8 protein-coding genes are annotated in these 14419 nt (G+C 69.3%); 2 read left to right on the plus strand and 6 right to left on the minus strand.

All coding sequences use genetic code 11. From position 1 onward, the window contains the following. Window positions 1-99 precede the first annotated feature (99 nt). On the plus strand, window positions 100-2118 hold the full coding sequence (locus ACFZBU_RS47555; protein ID WP_391590080.1) for a Helicase associated domain protein: 2019 nt from the start codon (window positions 100-102) through the stop codon (window positions 2116-2118). Between the two features lie 50 nt (window positions 2119-2168). Here the strand turns inward: ACFZBU_RS47555 and ACFZBU_RS47560 are convergent, their stop codons facing one another. From ACFZBU_RS47560 to ACFZBU_RS47575, 4 genes are all read right to left on the minus strand, one after another. Then, entirely contained in the window at window positions 2169-2729 is a 561-nt protein-coding gene (locus ACFZBU_RS47560; RefSeq protein WP_391590081.1) for a DUF6262 family protein, read from the minus strand. Further along, window positions 2726-5221, minus strand: a complete 2496-nt coding sequence (locus tag ACFZBU_RS47565) for a tyrosine-type recombinase/integrase (protein WP_391590082.1) — start codon at window positions 5219-5221, stop codon at window positions 2726-2728. The genes ACFZBU_RS47560 and ACFZBU_RS47565 overlap by 4 nt, the downstream gene beginning before the upstream one ends. Beyond that, complete coding sequence (locus ACFZBU_RS47570) at window positions 5218-6375, minus strand: tyrosine-type recombinase/integrase (RefSeq protein WP_391590083.1); 1158 nt, start codon at window positions 6373-6375, stop codon at window positions 5218-5220. Before ACFZBU_RS47570 ends, ACFZBU_RS47565 begins: the two co-directional genes overlap by 4 nt. A 200-nt stretch (window positions 6376-6575) precedes the next feature. Then, window positions 6576-11108, minus strand: a complete 4533-nt coding sequence (locus ACFZBU_RS47575; RefSeq protein WP_391590084.1) for a hypothetical protein — start codon at window positions 11106-11108, stop codon at window positions 6576-6578. A 534-nt stretch (window positions 11109-11642) separates the two neighbouring features. Here ACFZBU_RS47575 and ACFZBU_RS47580 point away from each other — a divergent pair. Next, the gene (locus tag ACFZBU_RS47580) at window positions 11643-13193 is read left to right on the plus strand and encodes a helicase associated domain-containing protein (RefSeq protein WP_391590085.1); all 1551 of its coding nucleotides are present in this window, start codon (window positions 11643-11645) and stop codon (window positions 13191-13193) included. 86 nt (window positions 13194-13279) lie between these two features. Here ACFZBU_RS47580 and ACFZBU_RS47585 read toward each other — a convergent pair whose 3' ends face one another. Continuing rightward, on the minus strand, window positions 13280-13549 hold the full coding sequence (locus ACFZBU_RS47585) for a hypothetical protein (protein ID WP_391590086.1): 270 nt from the start codon (window positions 13547-13549) through the stop codon (window positions 13280-13282). 189 nt (window positions 13550-13738) lie between these two features. Beyond that, window positions 13739-14098 carry an MmcQ/YjbR family DNA-binding protein gene (locus ACFZBU_RS47590; RefSeq protein WP_391590087.1) on the minus strand — a complete coding sequence of 120 codons (360 nt, stop codon included), beginning with the start codon at window positions 14096-14098 and terminating at the stop codon, window positions 13739-13741. Window positions 14099-14419: the final 321 nt, after the last annotated feature.

Genomic DNA, 14419 nt, shown 5'->3' on the forward strand with positions numbered 1-14419 from the left:
TCGGATGAAGTCACCCCACCAGCCCCGGAAACCCCCACACCCGACTGACACAACCATGCCGCAAACCCACCGACACACCCCCACCGATCATCAGTGCTCGTGGCGGACATCCGGGACACCGAGCTCAACCAGGCCCGACGCGACGCGCGGAAGGCGTTGGACGAGAAGAGCCCGAACGCGCCCGGGCTGGTCGAGGCATGGCGCGGCAAACGCCTCGCCGCGCTGCAGACCGCGCTGTTGAACACCGCGCGCGAGAACAGGCTCCGGACCGTCATCACCTTCCATCACCGCGTCGCCGAGGCCCAGGCCTTCGCGTTGGGGCTCTCCGACGTCGGCCGACGGCTGCGCGCCGAACTACCGGACAAGGCCCCTGCGGGCGTGCGCGCCGAATGGCTCCACGGGGACCACCCCGCCGAACACCGCCGACGCGTCCTCGGCCGGTTCGCCGAACCCGGCACACCGGGTGATCTGTCCGTGGTGGCGAACGTGCGGATTCTGGGTGAGGGCATCGATTGCGCCGCCGTCGACGCGGTAGCGATTTTCGATGAAATGTCCAGCATCGTGAACATCACCCAGGCCCTGGGCAGGGCCCTGCGACAGCAACCCGGACAGGGCAAGACCGCCGCCATCGTCGTCCCCGTCTTCCTCGACGACCACGAACACCCCGACGACATGCTCCTCTCCGACGGACACCGGTATCTCGTCACCGTGCTAAGCGCTCTGCGCGCCCACGCCCCCGAGATGGTCGAGGCACTCGCCGTCCCCCAGGCCACCGCACACGGCGCAGCACGGACATTCGCCGAAGCCGGGCCCGACGACGACGCGGGCGGCACGGCCGGCGGCGGAGCGGGGGGCAGTGACACCGAGGATGCAAAGGGTGCCCTCGGGGCGGGTGCGAGCGGGGCCGGGGCGAACGCTGCCGTACAGGGCCCTGGTGGGGTCGTGGAAGGCGCGGCGGGGCCGGGGGGTGGTGACGGCCCCGGGGTGGAGACGCGGCCGTTCCTGCGGTTCTCCAGCCCGCGGGACCCGGTGGTGGTGGCGGACTTCGTGCGGCTGCGGGTCATCGACCCCGACGAACGCGACTGGATCCGCGGCTACCTCGCCGCCAGGCGGTTCCTCCGGGCACACGGCCACCTGAGGATTCCGCTCGACGCGCGCGACGAGCACGACCACGACTACCCGATCGGGCAATGGGCCGCCGTTCAACGACGCGAGTACGTCGCCGGACGACTCGACGCCGGCCGGGTGCGCAAACTCGTCATGCTCGGCATGGTGTGGAACCACCCCGACGCCGCCTTCGACGACGGACTCGCGATCGCCCGGCGCTGGGCGCAGCGGCACGGACACCTCGCCGCACCACAAGGCGCCGTCCAGGACGGGGTGCGCGTCGGGCAGTGGCTCGCCAACCAGCGGCGCGGCGGGGTGCTGGACGGGCGCCCCGAACGAGAAGCCGCACTCCGGGAGTTGGACCCGTGGTGGCGACCCGACGGATGGACCATCGCATGGCAGCGGGCCGCCAACGAAGTACGCCTGCACCTGGCGCGGGGCGGGTCCTTGGAGGAACTCACACCCGGATGGACCGCCGGCGGCGAAGACATCGGACGCTGGGCGCAGCGGCACCGGCGAGCGGACGTGAGGGCACGACTGCGCCCCGGACAACTCGAACAACTCGACGAACTCGGCATCCGGGCCGAGTCGGAAACCGGCGCGGTGGCGGGCGGTAGCGGCGCAGCGGTGGTCGGGGAGGCCGGTGAAGCGGGCGGCGGCGTGGAGGACGGCGCGGTGGCTGCGGGCGACGGCGTCGGCGGCCCTGGGGCCGACCGCGACGGGGCCCGGGCGCCGAGGCGCGGCCGGGGCGCGTGGGAGACGGCGTTCACCGCGGCCGTCGCCTACCGGGAGCGTGAAGGCGACCTGGACGTGCCGCGTACGCACGTCGAGACCGTGCGCCTGGCGGGCGGCGCAGCGGCGTTGGTGGGCGGTTCGAGGCCGGGTGTGGCGGACGGTGGCGAGGCGGTCGAGGTCCGGTTGGGCAAGTGGGTCAACAACCAACGCACCCGGCGGAGTTCGTTGAGCGAGGAGCGGGTGGGGCTGCTCACCGAACTCGGCATGCGCTGGTGAACCGTGGTGTCGGTTCCGTGTCGGTGTTGGTCATGCACGGAGGTGGTGTGTCAGTTGGTGTTCTCGTCGCGGATCATTCTGCGCAGGCTGGTTCGTGTGGCGGCCAAGTCCTCCTCCAATGTGGTGATGCGGGCTTGGGAGGCGTTGTCTTGCGCGGTGGCGCGTTGGAGTTGGTCGGTGAGTTGTCGGTTCCGATGGGCGAGTTCGTTGATTTGAGCTGTCGGGTTCGGGGTTTGGAGATCGTCGAGTTGCCGGCCCAGTTGGTGGCGAAGTGCGTCTTTGAGTCGGTCGCGTTCCGCGCGCAGTTCCTTGATTTCTTGGCGAGCGAGTTCGAGTTCGGCGCGGAGTGTGGTGGGGCTGGGTCGGGATTGTGGTGAGGGTTGAGGGGTGGTGCGGGTTTGGCGGAGTTGGGCGGCTTCGATGTGTTCGCGGACGCCCGGGGCGTAGGTGAGCCAGGTGGAGACGCGTGCCGCTCGGGCGACGGCGGTGAAGGTGATCGGTTGCGCGTCGTGTTCGAGGGCGGTGATGGCGGTGAGTGCGCGGGCGCGTTTGTCGAGGCTGTCGCGGCGTCTGGCCTGGGCGAGGCTCTGGGGGTTGCCGTGGCGGTTCATCGCGGGGTGTCCCGGGGGGTTGGGGTGAGGGGCAGGAGGGTGTGGGTGTCGCCGGCTCGGGCTTTGCGCAGGATGGTGCTGGCTTCTTCGATCCGGGTTCGCTCGGTATCGGGTAGGGCCTGCAGGTGCGTGCGCATGCGGTCGACGACCTGCTCGTAGGCGGTGATCTGGGCGGTGAGTGCGGTGGTGACGAATTCCGCCGTTCTCATGGCGTGTGCGGTCTCGCGGTCCGCTCGTAGTTCGTTGATGTGCTGTTCGAGCGCGGGAAGGTAGGAGGGGTCGGGGCGGTAGAAGCCGCAGCCGGCGCATTGGAAGCGGATGGGGCAGGCTTCGCCGCCGGCCTTGACGTTCGATGGTTCGGTGCAGCCTCCGTAGGGGACGGCGACCGAGCGCATCTCGTAGGCCGTCGTGGAGCAGGGGCTTGGTTGTCCGAGATGGTCGACGACGTGCGCGCTGAGTTTGGAGACGGCTTCGCGTTTTCGCTTCAGGGAGACCGTGTAGTAGTGCTGGGTCATGGCGATGGTTTTGTGGTCCATCAGTTCTCGCAGGACGTCGACGGGGGTGCCGGCGTCCGCGTGGCGCTGGGCGTAGGAGTGGCGGAAGGCGTAGGGGTAGATGCGGGAACGGTCGAAGGGGAGCGGGTTTCCTTGCGCGTCGGTGCCTTCGTCGTGGAGTTGGGGTAGGGCGTCGACCCACAGGCGGATGGCGTCGCTGAGGTATGTGCTCGCGATGTGGCCGGGGTCGCTGAGCGGGGTGAGGGCCGGGAAGAGGTAGCGGTCGCCTTTGGTGGGCAGGTGGAGGTCGTCGCGCAGTGTCTGCCAGCTGCGGATGGTCTGGGCCATCGCGGCGGTGATCGGCAGGCGTCGGCGGTGTCGTCCTCTTTTGTGGTTGTTCCAGATCAGTGTGGTTTGGCCGTTGTCGGTTTCCAGGCAGTCGCGAGGCAGGGAGACGATTTCCAGAGGGCGGCGTCCGGTATCACGGAGGACGATGTAGAGGGTGCGGTACATCAGTTGTCGAGCCTGGGGAGCGATGTCTCGGCAGCCGTAGGTGTTTCCGGTGCCCAGGGTGTCGAGGTGGGTGTCCAGTTGTCGGATCACGGATTCGGGGACGGCTTTGCCGATGAGGTCCTCGTTGGGTTCCTCGACGCTGATGGCGTGTTCGACGGGAACGCGGGTGAAGGTACCGGGCAGGTCGTCGAGGGTTCCGCAGCGGCGTCCGTAGTCGACGAGTTGGAAGAACGTTCCGATCAGGGCGTGTCGGAATCCGGCGGAGTAGCGGATGTCGTCGCGTCTGCGTGCGGTGCGGAAGGCGTCGACGACGGTGGAGGCGTCGGCGAATGTCAGCACGGTGGGGTCTTCGCCGGCGTCGGCGCGTCGGCCGAGGGCCGTGGAGGCGATGACGGTGGCCTGCAGGGTGCGTTGGAAGAGTTGGGTGTTGGGTCGGGCGGTGACGGCCCAGTGGTGGAGTGCGCGGCGTAGCCAGGGTTGGCGGATGGTGCGCAGGTCGACGCTGCCCGGTTGATGGCGGCGTTTGCCCGAGGCGGTGTGACGTAGCCCGAGGACGCGGAGGTCGATGACGTCCCGGTCGATGAGGGTGATGCCGTTGAACTCGGCGTATCCGGCGTGGGCGGCCGATTGCAGGTTCTCCAGGGTGCGCAGGGCCGCTTTGTGGGGTTTGTTGAGGCGGTCGGCGTTCGTGTGGTCCAGGAGGGTGGTGGCGTCGGCGAGGTCGCGGATGACGCCTCGGATCCAGTGCGGTTCGAGGGCTCGCGTCCATTGGTCCATTTGTTGGACGGCGTAGGCGAGTTCCAGGCGCAGCGTCGTGGGGAGGGAGAGGAGGCTGAACTGGTGGGGGGCCAGTTGTGGGGGTTGGTCGCGGGCCCATTGCGGGGCGGGAGTGGGGTTGAGGCGGTTGTTCGCGCTCCAGGCGCGCCAGTGGTAGTTGCATAGTCCTCGGGCGCTCAGGGATCGGCCGGTGCAGTGGGGTGCCATGCAGACGGACGTGTGCGTGAAGGGGGTCGCGCGGTCGCGCAGCCAGCTTTCGAGGGTATTCCGGCGTTCGTGGTACCGCCAGGTTCCGTAGTGGGTGGCGCACAGTCCCCGGCAGTGTCGGGGTCGTACGCATCGGATGCCGTCGCGGGTGATGCTGCATTGGGCGGTGACGGCGGCTTTGGGGGATCTCAGGCGGGGGACGGCGAAGGTGGCCGCGAACTCCTCGGGGGTCAGGCCGGAGTCGAGGCGCTGTTGTCGGCAGCGGGAGCAGAACGTCGCCTGTGCGCGGACGACGACGGCGCAGCTGCGGGTGCGGCAGCGTGACGAGGAGGTGCGTGGGTTGTCCAGGTCGCCGGTGAACAGCCACTGCCCGGCGTCCCACTCCCCCGGTCGCCAGGAGGGGTCGAGGTGGTCGCGCAGCCAGGTGGACCAGGCTCGGGTCCGTGGTTGGGGTGGGGCGGTTTCGGGTGTGGCGGTGGCGCGCGCCGGGGTGGTGTTCACGTCTGTTCTCGCAGGGTTTGGAGTCTGTCCACGGCGGCGCGTGTCTCGGACTCGGTGACGTGTCGGTAGTGGTCCATGGACAGCGGGGACGCGTGGCCGAGGAGGTGTTGGACCACGTCGCGTTCGACCCCGTCGCGCAGCCATTGGGTGGCGGCGGAGTGGCGCAGCATGTGGGGTCGGGCGGGATGGTCTGCGGTGCGGGCCCATCGGTCGAAGGCGGCCTTGGTGTTCGGGTAGGACAGCGCGCGTCCCAGGGGTGCGCGGAAGAGGTTGACGAAGACCATGGGGTTGTCCGCGGCTTCGGGGACGCGGCTGCGTTCGTGTTGGTAGTCGGTGTAGAGGGTGACGAGTTCGGGTGTGACGGGGATGGTGCGGGGGCGTCGGGATTTGGCCAGGGCCCGGTTGGGGTTGTCCGTGCGGCGGTGGACGTGGATGTGGGGGCCGCGGGTCGGGCAGCCCAGGGCGTGGGAGGAGGCGAGGAGGTGGAGGTCCTCGCGGTGCAGCCCCAACGCCTCGCCGATGCGTAGTCCGGTGGTGGCCAGGAGGGCGATCAGGAATCGGTCCCGGGCTCGCGGCGCGGTGGTGATCATGCGGCGGATCCGGTCGCGGGAGAGGTCCTGGTAGCCCGACTCGGTGACGCGGAACCGGAACGTCGCCGCCTGGACGTGGCGCCATTGGCCGTGCTCTCCGGTGTCGTGGCCCGGTACCGGCCGGCGCAGGAGTCTGGGCGTGGACAGCAGTGTGGCGGTGTGTGCGGGGACCCAGCCGTGCAGTGATCCGAATCCGAGGAAGTCGGTGATCGCGGTCATCACGGCGTTCGCGGTGTTGTGGGTGCGATATCGCGGCGTGGTCGGGCGGATGCGGGTGCTGCGAGGCGGAAGCGGTTCGGTGATCAGCCATTGCTGGAGCCCGGACAGGGTCATGAAGTCGGGGGCCGCCCAGTCGATGTGATGGCTGTGGCAGTAGTTGAGGTAGAGGGCCAGACGGCCGGCGTAGGCGCGTTCGGTGTTCGGGGAGCGTCCTTTGTTGCGCAGCCCGGTCAGGAACGCGGTCGTCTCGGTGTGCAGGGTGTAGGTGCGGGTGTCGGCGACCACCCATCGTTGCAGGGCCGTTGTCGGGGAGGTCGAGCGTTCCGCGACGAAGAAGTGCTCCACGTGCCGAACGTAACCAGCGCTCGGGAACGGCCGGCGGTGGTTCGGGACAGCGGCACACGACCGGGTGGGAGACAGGTCGAACATGCCTCACACTCGAACCACATCCAGATAAAATCCGCGCCTGTCGATGACGCGTCTGGCAGCGCACAGGCCGATCGCGTACCCGAAGAGCGTTGTTCTCTTTTCTGGGCCCCCTGTGGTCAGTGATTTCGTCTCTCGTTTTGGTGTGGTCGGGGAATCTCGATGATGAGCGTGCGTACGTTGACGTCGCGGCTCCTGCAGAGTGCGTGAGCCTGGTCGGTGAGATGGTCCGTGAGGCTGGGCAGGCTGTGCTTGTCGGCCTTCTTCTTGCGCCAGTCGCGGGGAGCGTTCCACTGGTCGATCGGATACCAGCCGACCAGGTACACACCGACGTCGGTTCCTACCCGGTGCATGTAGGAGTCGATCAGTTGGGTCTCCTGGGCGTGGAGGAGGTCGGCGTTCCACGGACCTTTGACTTCGATCACCAGGCACAGGGTCTTCGCGTCGTCTCCTTCGTTTTCTCGGCGGTCGGCGTGGGGTGATGCCTGGATGAGGATGTCCGTGCGTTCCCCCGCTCCGTAGGGGTCCGTGGGCATGATCATGACTTCGCGGTTCACGGTGATACGGCGGCCGCCGAGGCGGAGGCGCAGTTCGTGGTCGAGGTAGGCGCACAGTGCGGCTTCGGGTTTGGGACGCCAGGTGTCCTGGTCGGGCGCGTCGTCGAGGCGCGGGTGCTGTGAACCCGATCCCGGTTTGGGGGTTCGGTCCCACAGGAGTTCGCCGTGGGGTGGCAGTTCCTCGGCGATCCGGTGCAAGGTTGCGCACACGACGTCCTGGAGGTCCGCGCTGTTGTGCACGAGGCGTCGGTGGGGGTGGGCGAGGACTGCGATCACGTCCGAGGGGGCGATACCGGTACGTGCGGCGGTGATCGCCTGGGTGCGGGCGGCGATGAGGGCGGCACGCAGGTGGCGTCGGCCGGGGTGGCGATCGACCATGCGTTTGAGTGCGAGTACGGCCTCGTTGGTTGCCTTGGTGGCCAGCGTGTGGGGCAGGGAGGCCCACCAGTCGCGCAGTTGCTCGGTGGGACCGACCCAGTGTGCCCCGGTGCGGTAGACGGGTTCCTCGGTGGGGACGAGGGGGTCGAGCCGTTCGTAGAGTTCGGCCAGTTCTTCCTCCGCGAGTTGCGCCTCGACGCGGCGCTGCAGGTGCTCGGAGGTACAGGCGAGGGCGAGTTCCTCCGTGAACGCGGCGTCGTGGTCGGTGATTTGCCGTACCCGTGGCCAGAACTCGGTGGCGTCGGTGGTCAAAAGGGCCAGGGCGGCGCGCACGGCGAGTGTGCGTTGAACACCTGTCGAAGCGGCGTGGTGGTCCACGACGGCGGCGGCGAGGTCGCGTGGCGTCGGACTTCCGTGGTCGATCAGGATGGCGAGGAGGTGGGACCACGTTCTCAGGGCCGCGGCGCGGGCCTCGTCCGTGTCGGGCAGAGCCGGCGGGGCCGGAGAGCGGGAGGTGTGTTCTCCGGGGTCGTCGGGGTGTGTGGGGATCGGTGCGAGGGCGTCCTGGAGGTCGTGTGCCAGGTTCTCCAGGAGAGTGACGGCCGTGGGCGACAGCGCTACGGCGTCGAGTCTGCGGGTCTCTCGGCCCCGGGCGAGGTCGCCTCGGACGAGGCGGTCGAGGTCGCGGCCGAACTCGTGGGGCGCGTACCGGGCGGCCCGGCGGCGCAGCGTCGCCTCGGTTGTCGCGCTCGCTTCGTCCCAGGTGGTGGAGCCCTCCCCCAGGACGGCGCCGGTCCACGACGCCCAGACCGCGGGGGGCAGTTCGTCGAGTCGGTTCCTGCGATCGAGCCACGCCAGGGCGTGGTGTCCCGCCCATGCCCGCAGGTCGTCTCCCCCCTCTGCCAACCATGTGTCGGCGTGATCGTGTTCGTGGTGGAGATAGCGGGACGCGCCGTCCAGAAGTGCCGCGCGCTCGTCGGCGTCGAAGACGCTCATGCCGGGCCATGTCTGTGGGTCTGCGTCGCGTGGGGTGTGACCGCGGCCGGTGGCGGGATCGAGTTGCAGATTCCAGAACAGGCCGGGGAAGACGGTCGTGTCGCCGGACACGAGGTCGCTCAGGGCCTGCCTCTGGCCCGCGACGAAGCCATCGGATTCGGCCCATCGGCGCCGTCCGGCGCCGTGTGAGCGGCGGAGTCGGGCGGCGAGGTCACCGTTAATGTCGATGGGGTCGTAGGCCCATCGCAGGTGGGGCCAGGAAGGGTTGTCCCGGCGGTCGTAGGCGAGTTCGTACAGGGCCGGGTCGTCGGGGTCGAAGAGATGTGATGCCAGGTGGCCGAACGCGTTCGCCGTGGCGCTGTCACCCGTGTGCAGTGCGTCGGCGGCCTGATCGAGGGCCCAGGCGAAGTCCGAGGCGGTGAGGAGTCGGGGCCGTCGGGCGTGTTCGGGTGTTTCGAGTGCCCGCAACGAGAGAGGGATGGGTTGGTGCCAGGCGTGGACGATGTTCCGGGTCGCGTAGGCGGGAGCTCGGTGGCGTTGTACGCACTCGAGGATCAGGGCTCGGGCGAGATCGCGGCGCAACGAGGTCACGGCGGTGAGTTGCGGCCTCTGAATGCCTTGGGGGTCCAATGCGCTGGGCAGGAGGAGTTCTCCCCCCTGGGAAAAGCGCCGTGCGATCAGGGTGGCCATGGCGGGCAGGTGTCTGGTGGGGTCGTGGTGGTCCGCGGCGCGGGCGATGGCGGCGTCCAGGAGCAGGCCCTCGTCGCTGTGGGAGTGGAATTCGAAGCGCTGGGGGTTCGGCGTGGACGCGGGCTCGAGGTGAGGGCGGCGGGCGTCGCCGTCGCCCCGTCCGGTCGGCTCGAGCGCGGCGATCGTTTCTTCCTCGTCGTGGGGATCGCGTTGCCATACGGCGTTCATCCAGGCCAAGAGCACGGGGATCTGCTCGTCCGTGCACGCGTGGGGAATGTCGTTGAGGAAGTGTGTGTAACCGCCGTCCCAGCTCTTGGGGGCGGGAGGTCGCAGGTGCGTCAGGAGTTCCTCGATGGGCAGGTGTCGCGGCCACAGCAGGGACAGGAGCGTCGCGCGCAGGGAGCGGTCGGGATCGCCAGCGGTGGGGCCCGTGTCGGTCTCGTCGGGCAGGTCGTGCAGGGCTTCGCGCAGGACCGGCGCCGCGAGGGGTTCGTCACCGGCGAACGCCGCGTACGCGGCGATACGGCGCTGTCCGTTCGGCCGCCGGGGGTCCCGGACGATACGCAGGAGTGACGGTGTCAGGGCCGCGGAGGGGCAGTCCCGGGCGAGGCGCAGCGCGATGCGTACCCGTGCGGCCGCCATGCCCCGGTCGTCGGAGGGATCGCCGGGGGTGGGGGTCAGGGCGGTGATCAGTTGTGTGTCCAGACCAGGATGGTCCAGGTCCCAGCGTGAGAAGTACCAGCGGGTGTCGGCGAGTTCGACCTCGTCCGCGTGTTCCAGGAGGCGCTCGACAATCAGCTTCCTGACGGCGTCGGAGCGGACCAGGGCGCTGTGGGCGATCAGGCTCACGGGGTCCGCGTCCGACAGCCAGTCGGTGCCTTGTGGATCGAGCGCGACCAGCCACGCGGCGGTCTCACGCAGGGGCGTCGGGACGCTGTGGGTGCCTTCGTCGGGGGTCCTGACCAGGAGGAGGTCGGCGAGTTGCTCGGGGCGTGTTCCGCGGTCGAGGAGGTACCTGGCCGCGAGGTAGGCCGCGACCGAGGAGTGGCGAAACGAGACGCGATCGGCGCCCGAGGGCGTGAACAGGGCGGTACGCAGGGCCTCTTCCACCACAAGGGCGGTGACTTCGAACGTCAGTGTCGGGCCGGTGGTCTCGGTGCCGCCGACCGCGGACGCGATGTCGAAGTCCAGAGGGTGGGACGCGGTGGCGAGAGCACCGCCCAGCCACAGCGTCCGCCGGCCGGAGAGCAACATCCAGGCGGCGACGCGGCCCGCGACGACCAGGCGTTGCTCGACGGTCGTGGTGAACGGGCGAGGCTCGCTGCGATCGGAGGCGTGCTCGTAAGCGAGGAACCGGGTTCCCGACGCGAAGAGTTGCGGTGGCCCGCCGGCGAGTCGGCCTTGTTCACGATAGGTACGCACGAGGAACTCGAGCGTCAGGGGCACGCTCGCCAACGCGCCCGCCCGGGCGTCGACGGCCGCATTCACCACGTCCGTGCCGACCACCCCGGCGCTGTCGGCCAAGGCGACCGCCTCCGCGTGGGTGAGAGGCGCGAGATCTACCAGGGGGCACGCTCCGAAGCAGTCCTTAAGGACATCCGCGAGAGCCTGTTTGAAGTCCGCCGATCGACACGCGAGGAGGAACCTCACGCCGCTCGTGTCGCGCGCTTTCAAGGCGCGCCGCAGGAAGCCGGGCAGCCGTTCGAGCATGGGACTCTCGTCCAACTGGTCAATGACGAACGTGACAGCGGGCCGCGCGATGTCCCGGTCCGGTGGTCGTTGGCCTTCGTTCCCGGTGGCGCCGCGTCGAGGCAACGCTTTGAGAAAGCGTCCCAGGAGTTCGAGACAGGAGTGTTCGGTCAAGTCCGCGCCGTCCACCCACACACACCCGGGACCGCCCTCCGGGACCGCAGCGGGCTCGTCGAGAGGGACCAGACCACGAGTCAGGTCACGCAGAAACCACGTCTTGCCGGCGCCGGGCTCACCGAGCACCACCAACGTCCCCGCCGCGGCGATCTCGTCCGCCGTCACCGGCGATCCCGACGACAAGCCCGAACGCGGGGAAGGAAACCACCCTGCGGCGCGGAACCCGTCGTCATCGACCGGGAACCCGTCCCCCAACGGATCCCCCGCGTCGGAACGCACACGACACAACCGGGACACACGCGTCGTGAACACACTCGCCACCATCACCGGATGGTGACAGGCCCGACCGACGAACCCCGAATCGACACACACCCCGAAGACCACCCACGCGCGCGGGCGCGGCGCGCATGCCGGCACCGCCCACCGCGAACACCGAAACGATCTCATCCACCACACCACGGCCGAGCGACGCCCGGTCCAGACATCACGCCGTCCCTGGACTCCCCCACCACGAAGTCACGCGCCCCGACCGGGCGGACCACCGGACCCCACGCCACGTGAACCGGACGCCCCCGTACAGACACCACCGACACCGAACCCGGGGGCGACGCCTACATCCACACCAAACGCACCTCAACAGAAGCCGACCTACAGATAATCGATTGCCCGGCCGTCGACGCGGTGGCGATTTTCGATGAAATGTCCAGCATCGTGAACATCACCCAGGCCCTCGGAAGAGCCCTCCGGCAGAAACCGGGACAAGGCAAGACCGCCGCCATCGTCGTCCCCGTCTTCCTCGACGACGACGAACACCCCGACGACATGCTCCTGTCCGACGGACACCGGTACCTGGTGACCGTGCTCGAGGCTCTGAGGGCCCACGCGCCGGAGCTCGTGGAAGCCCTCGCGGTCCCCCAGGCCGGCGCACGCCACGCGGCACGGGCGGCCGTCGACGACGCACCCGACGACGACGCGGACAGCACAGCCGACGGCGGCGCAGCGGCGGGCGGCGTGGGGGCCTCCGAGGGCGTGGATGGGGCGCTGGAGGGCCCGGTCGGGCCGTCGGGTGCGGATGGGCCGGGCGCGGGCGTGGAGGTCGAGACGCGGCCGTTCCTGCGGTTCTCCAGCCCGCGTGACCCGGCGGTGGTGGCGGACTTCGTGCGGCTGCGGGTGATCGACCCGGACGAACGCGACTGGATCCGCGGCTACCTCGCCGCCAGGCGCTTCCTGCGGACACATGGCCACTTGAGGATTCCGCTCGATACGCGGGACGGGCACGACCACGAGTATCCGATCGGGCAGTGGGCCGCGGTCCAACGACGCGAGTACGCCGCGGGACGCCTGCACAAGGACCGGGTGCGCAAGCTCGTCATGCTCGGGATGGTGTGGTCGCACCCCGACGCGGCCTTCGACGACGGACTCGCCGTCGCGCGACGGTACCTCGAACGCGTGGGGCACCTCGCCGCACCACAGAACGCCGTCCAGGACGGCGTACGGGTGGGTCAGTGGTTGGCGAACCAGCGGCGACACGGCGTGATGGACAACCACCCCGAACGCGAAGCCGCGCTGCGCGAATTGGACCCGTGGTGGAAGCCCGACGGATGGACCATCGTTTGGCAACGCGCCGCCGACGAAGTGCGCCTGCACCTCGCACACGGCGGCAGCCCCGACGAGCTGGTGCCCGGGTACATCGCGGGCGGCGAAGACATCGGCAGATGGGCGCGGCGGCACGCCAAGCCCGCGGTCTGGGCCAAGCTGCTGCCCGGACAACTCGAGCAACTCCACGAACTCGGCATCACACCCGAAACCGAACACGGGCACGGCGCAGCGGCGGGTGAAGGTGACGCGGCGGGCGGCGTCGAGGACGGTGTGGCGGTGGCCGCGGGTGTTGGTGGCGCGGAAGGTGGCGGCGAGAGGGTTGCCGGCGCGGGGAACGGCGTGGAGGAGGGCGGTGCGGTTGTTGGCGGCGCCGGGGCTGCCCCGGCGCCGAGGCGCGGGCGGGGCGCGTGGGAGACGGCGTTCGCCGCGGCCGTCGCCTACCGCGAACGCGAAGGGGACCTCGAAGTACCCCGCGCACATGTCGAGACGGTGACGGTGAAGACTGCGGCCGGGTCCGAGGGCGGCGCGGGCGAGGGCGGCGGGGTCGTCGAGGTGCGGTTGGGCAAATGGGTCAACAACCAACGCACCCGGCGGAGTTCGTTGAGCGAGGAGCGGGTGGGGCTGCTCACCGAACTCGGCATGCGCTGGTGAAGGGGCGGCGTCGGGTCGGGGGGTTCGTGTTCGGTGAGTGTGAGATTCGAAGTGAGATCGAGGGGGGGTGGTGGAGGTGGCTGGGTCTAGTTGCCGGAGCCGAGACGGCTGAAGGCCCAGCGGAGCACTTCCTGGTCGACGTGGGTACGGCCGGTGCGTTCGAGGGCGGTGTGGGTGTGGGCGGTCAGGCGGGCCCAGTTGCGGAAGTTGCCGTGGGCGGCGTGCTGGTTGGCGTAGGCGATGTCGTCGGGGTCGGCGTCGGCCCAGATGGGGTGGTAGAGCGGGATGACGTCCTGGACCTCGTCGGGTGTGAGGCGGGTGAAGCGCTGCCAGATGAAGATCCGGGAGGACAGCATCGGCTCCTTGCGCAGGGTCTGGTGGCAGCCGCCCCACCAGCACGCTCAGAACGCCCTTTGACCAGCCCAGACACCCCTACCGTGCGATACCGATCAACACACCACCACCACCACACCACCACCCACATCGACGACCTCGGCCCCGGTAGCCGCCGGCAATCCACTTCGAGTCCTTGCGGGTGCGTGCGCTCAGCCCGGGCCGTTGGGATGGGTGAGGTCGTAGGCACGGGAGAGCTTGCGGGGGACGACCATGCGCCAAGCATCGGCGACCAGTTCGCGGGCCTCTGTCGGGTCCAGTGCCGTGAGTTTGGCGTGAACCCAGTTGAAGCGCGTGTCCGACGCCGATGGCATTTGGAACTTGTGCGTGCTGCTCGCGACAAGATCCGCCCGCGCCTCCTTGGGGAACGCGAAGCCCATCACGGTCTCGTCGAGGGAGAATGCCACGTAGACGATCTGCCCGACGCGGAACTTCAACCTGCCGTTTACGTATACCGGATACGAGCGCTCCAACTCGCGCCCCAAGGCTTGAACATCCTCGATCACTGCCATGCTCGAAACTCCTTGGTCCTGCGGCCGGGACGGGCCGACGGTCCGCGCATCGTCCGGTATCCCCATCGCACTACTCGGTCACGAGGTCGACTGGGAAGACGACACGGAATCATCGATTCTCGCTTTCACCGGCGGCCATGTAGGAGAGGTGGTCGGGGATGGGCACCAGGGCGTCCTCGGGGAGGATGGCCGACTCGGTCAGCATTCCGTCGAGCGAGCCGCCCGGTTGCGGCAGGTATGCCGGTTCCAGCGGGCCGTCCAGTCACAGCGGGAGCAGTGCGGCGATGACGCGGTCGCCTGGGCGCACCCGCCGGGCATCCG

This window comes from Embleya sp. NPDC008237, from assembly GCF_042956465.1.
Taxonomy (GTDB): Bacteria; Actinomycetota; Actinomycetes; order Streptomycetales; family Streptomycetaceae; genus Embleya.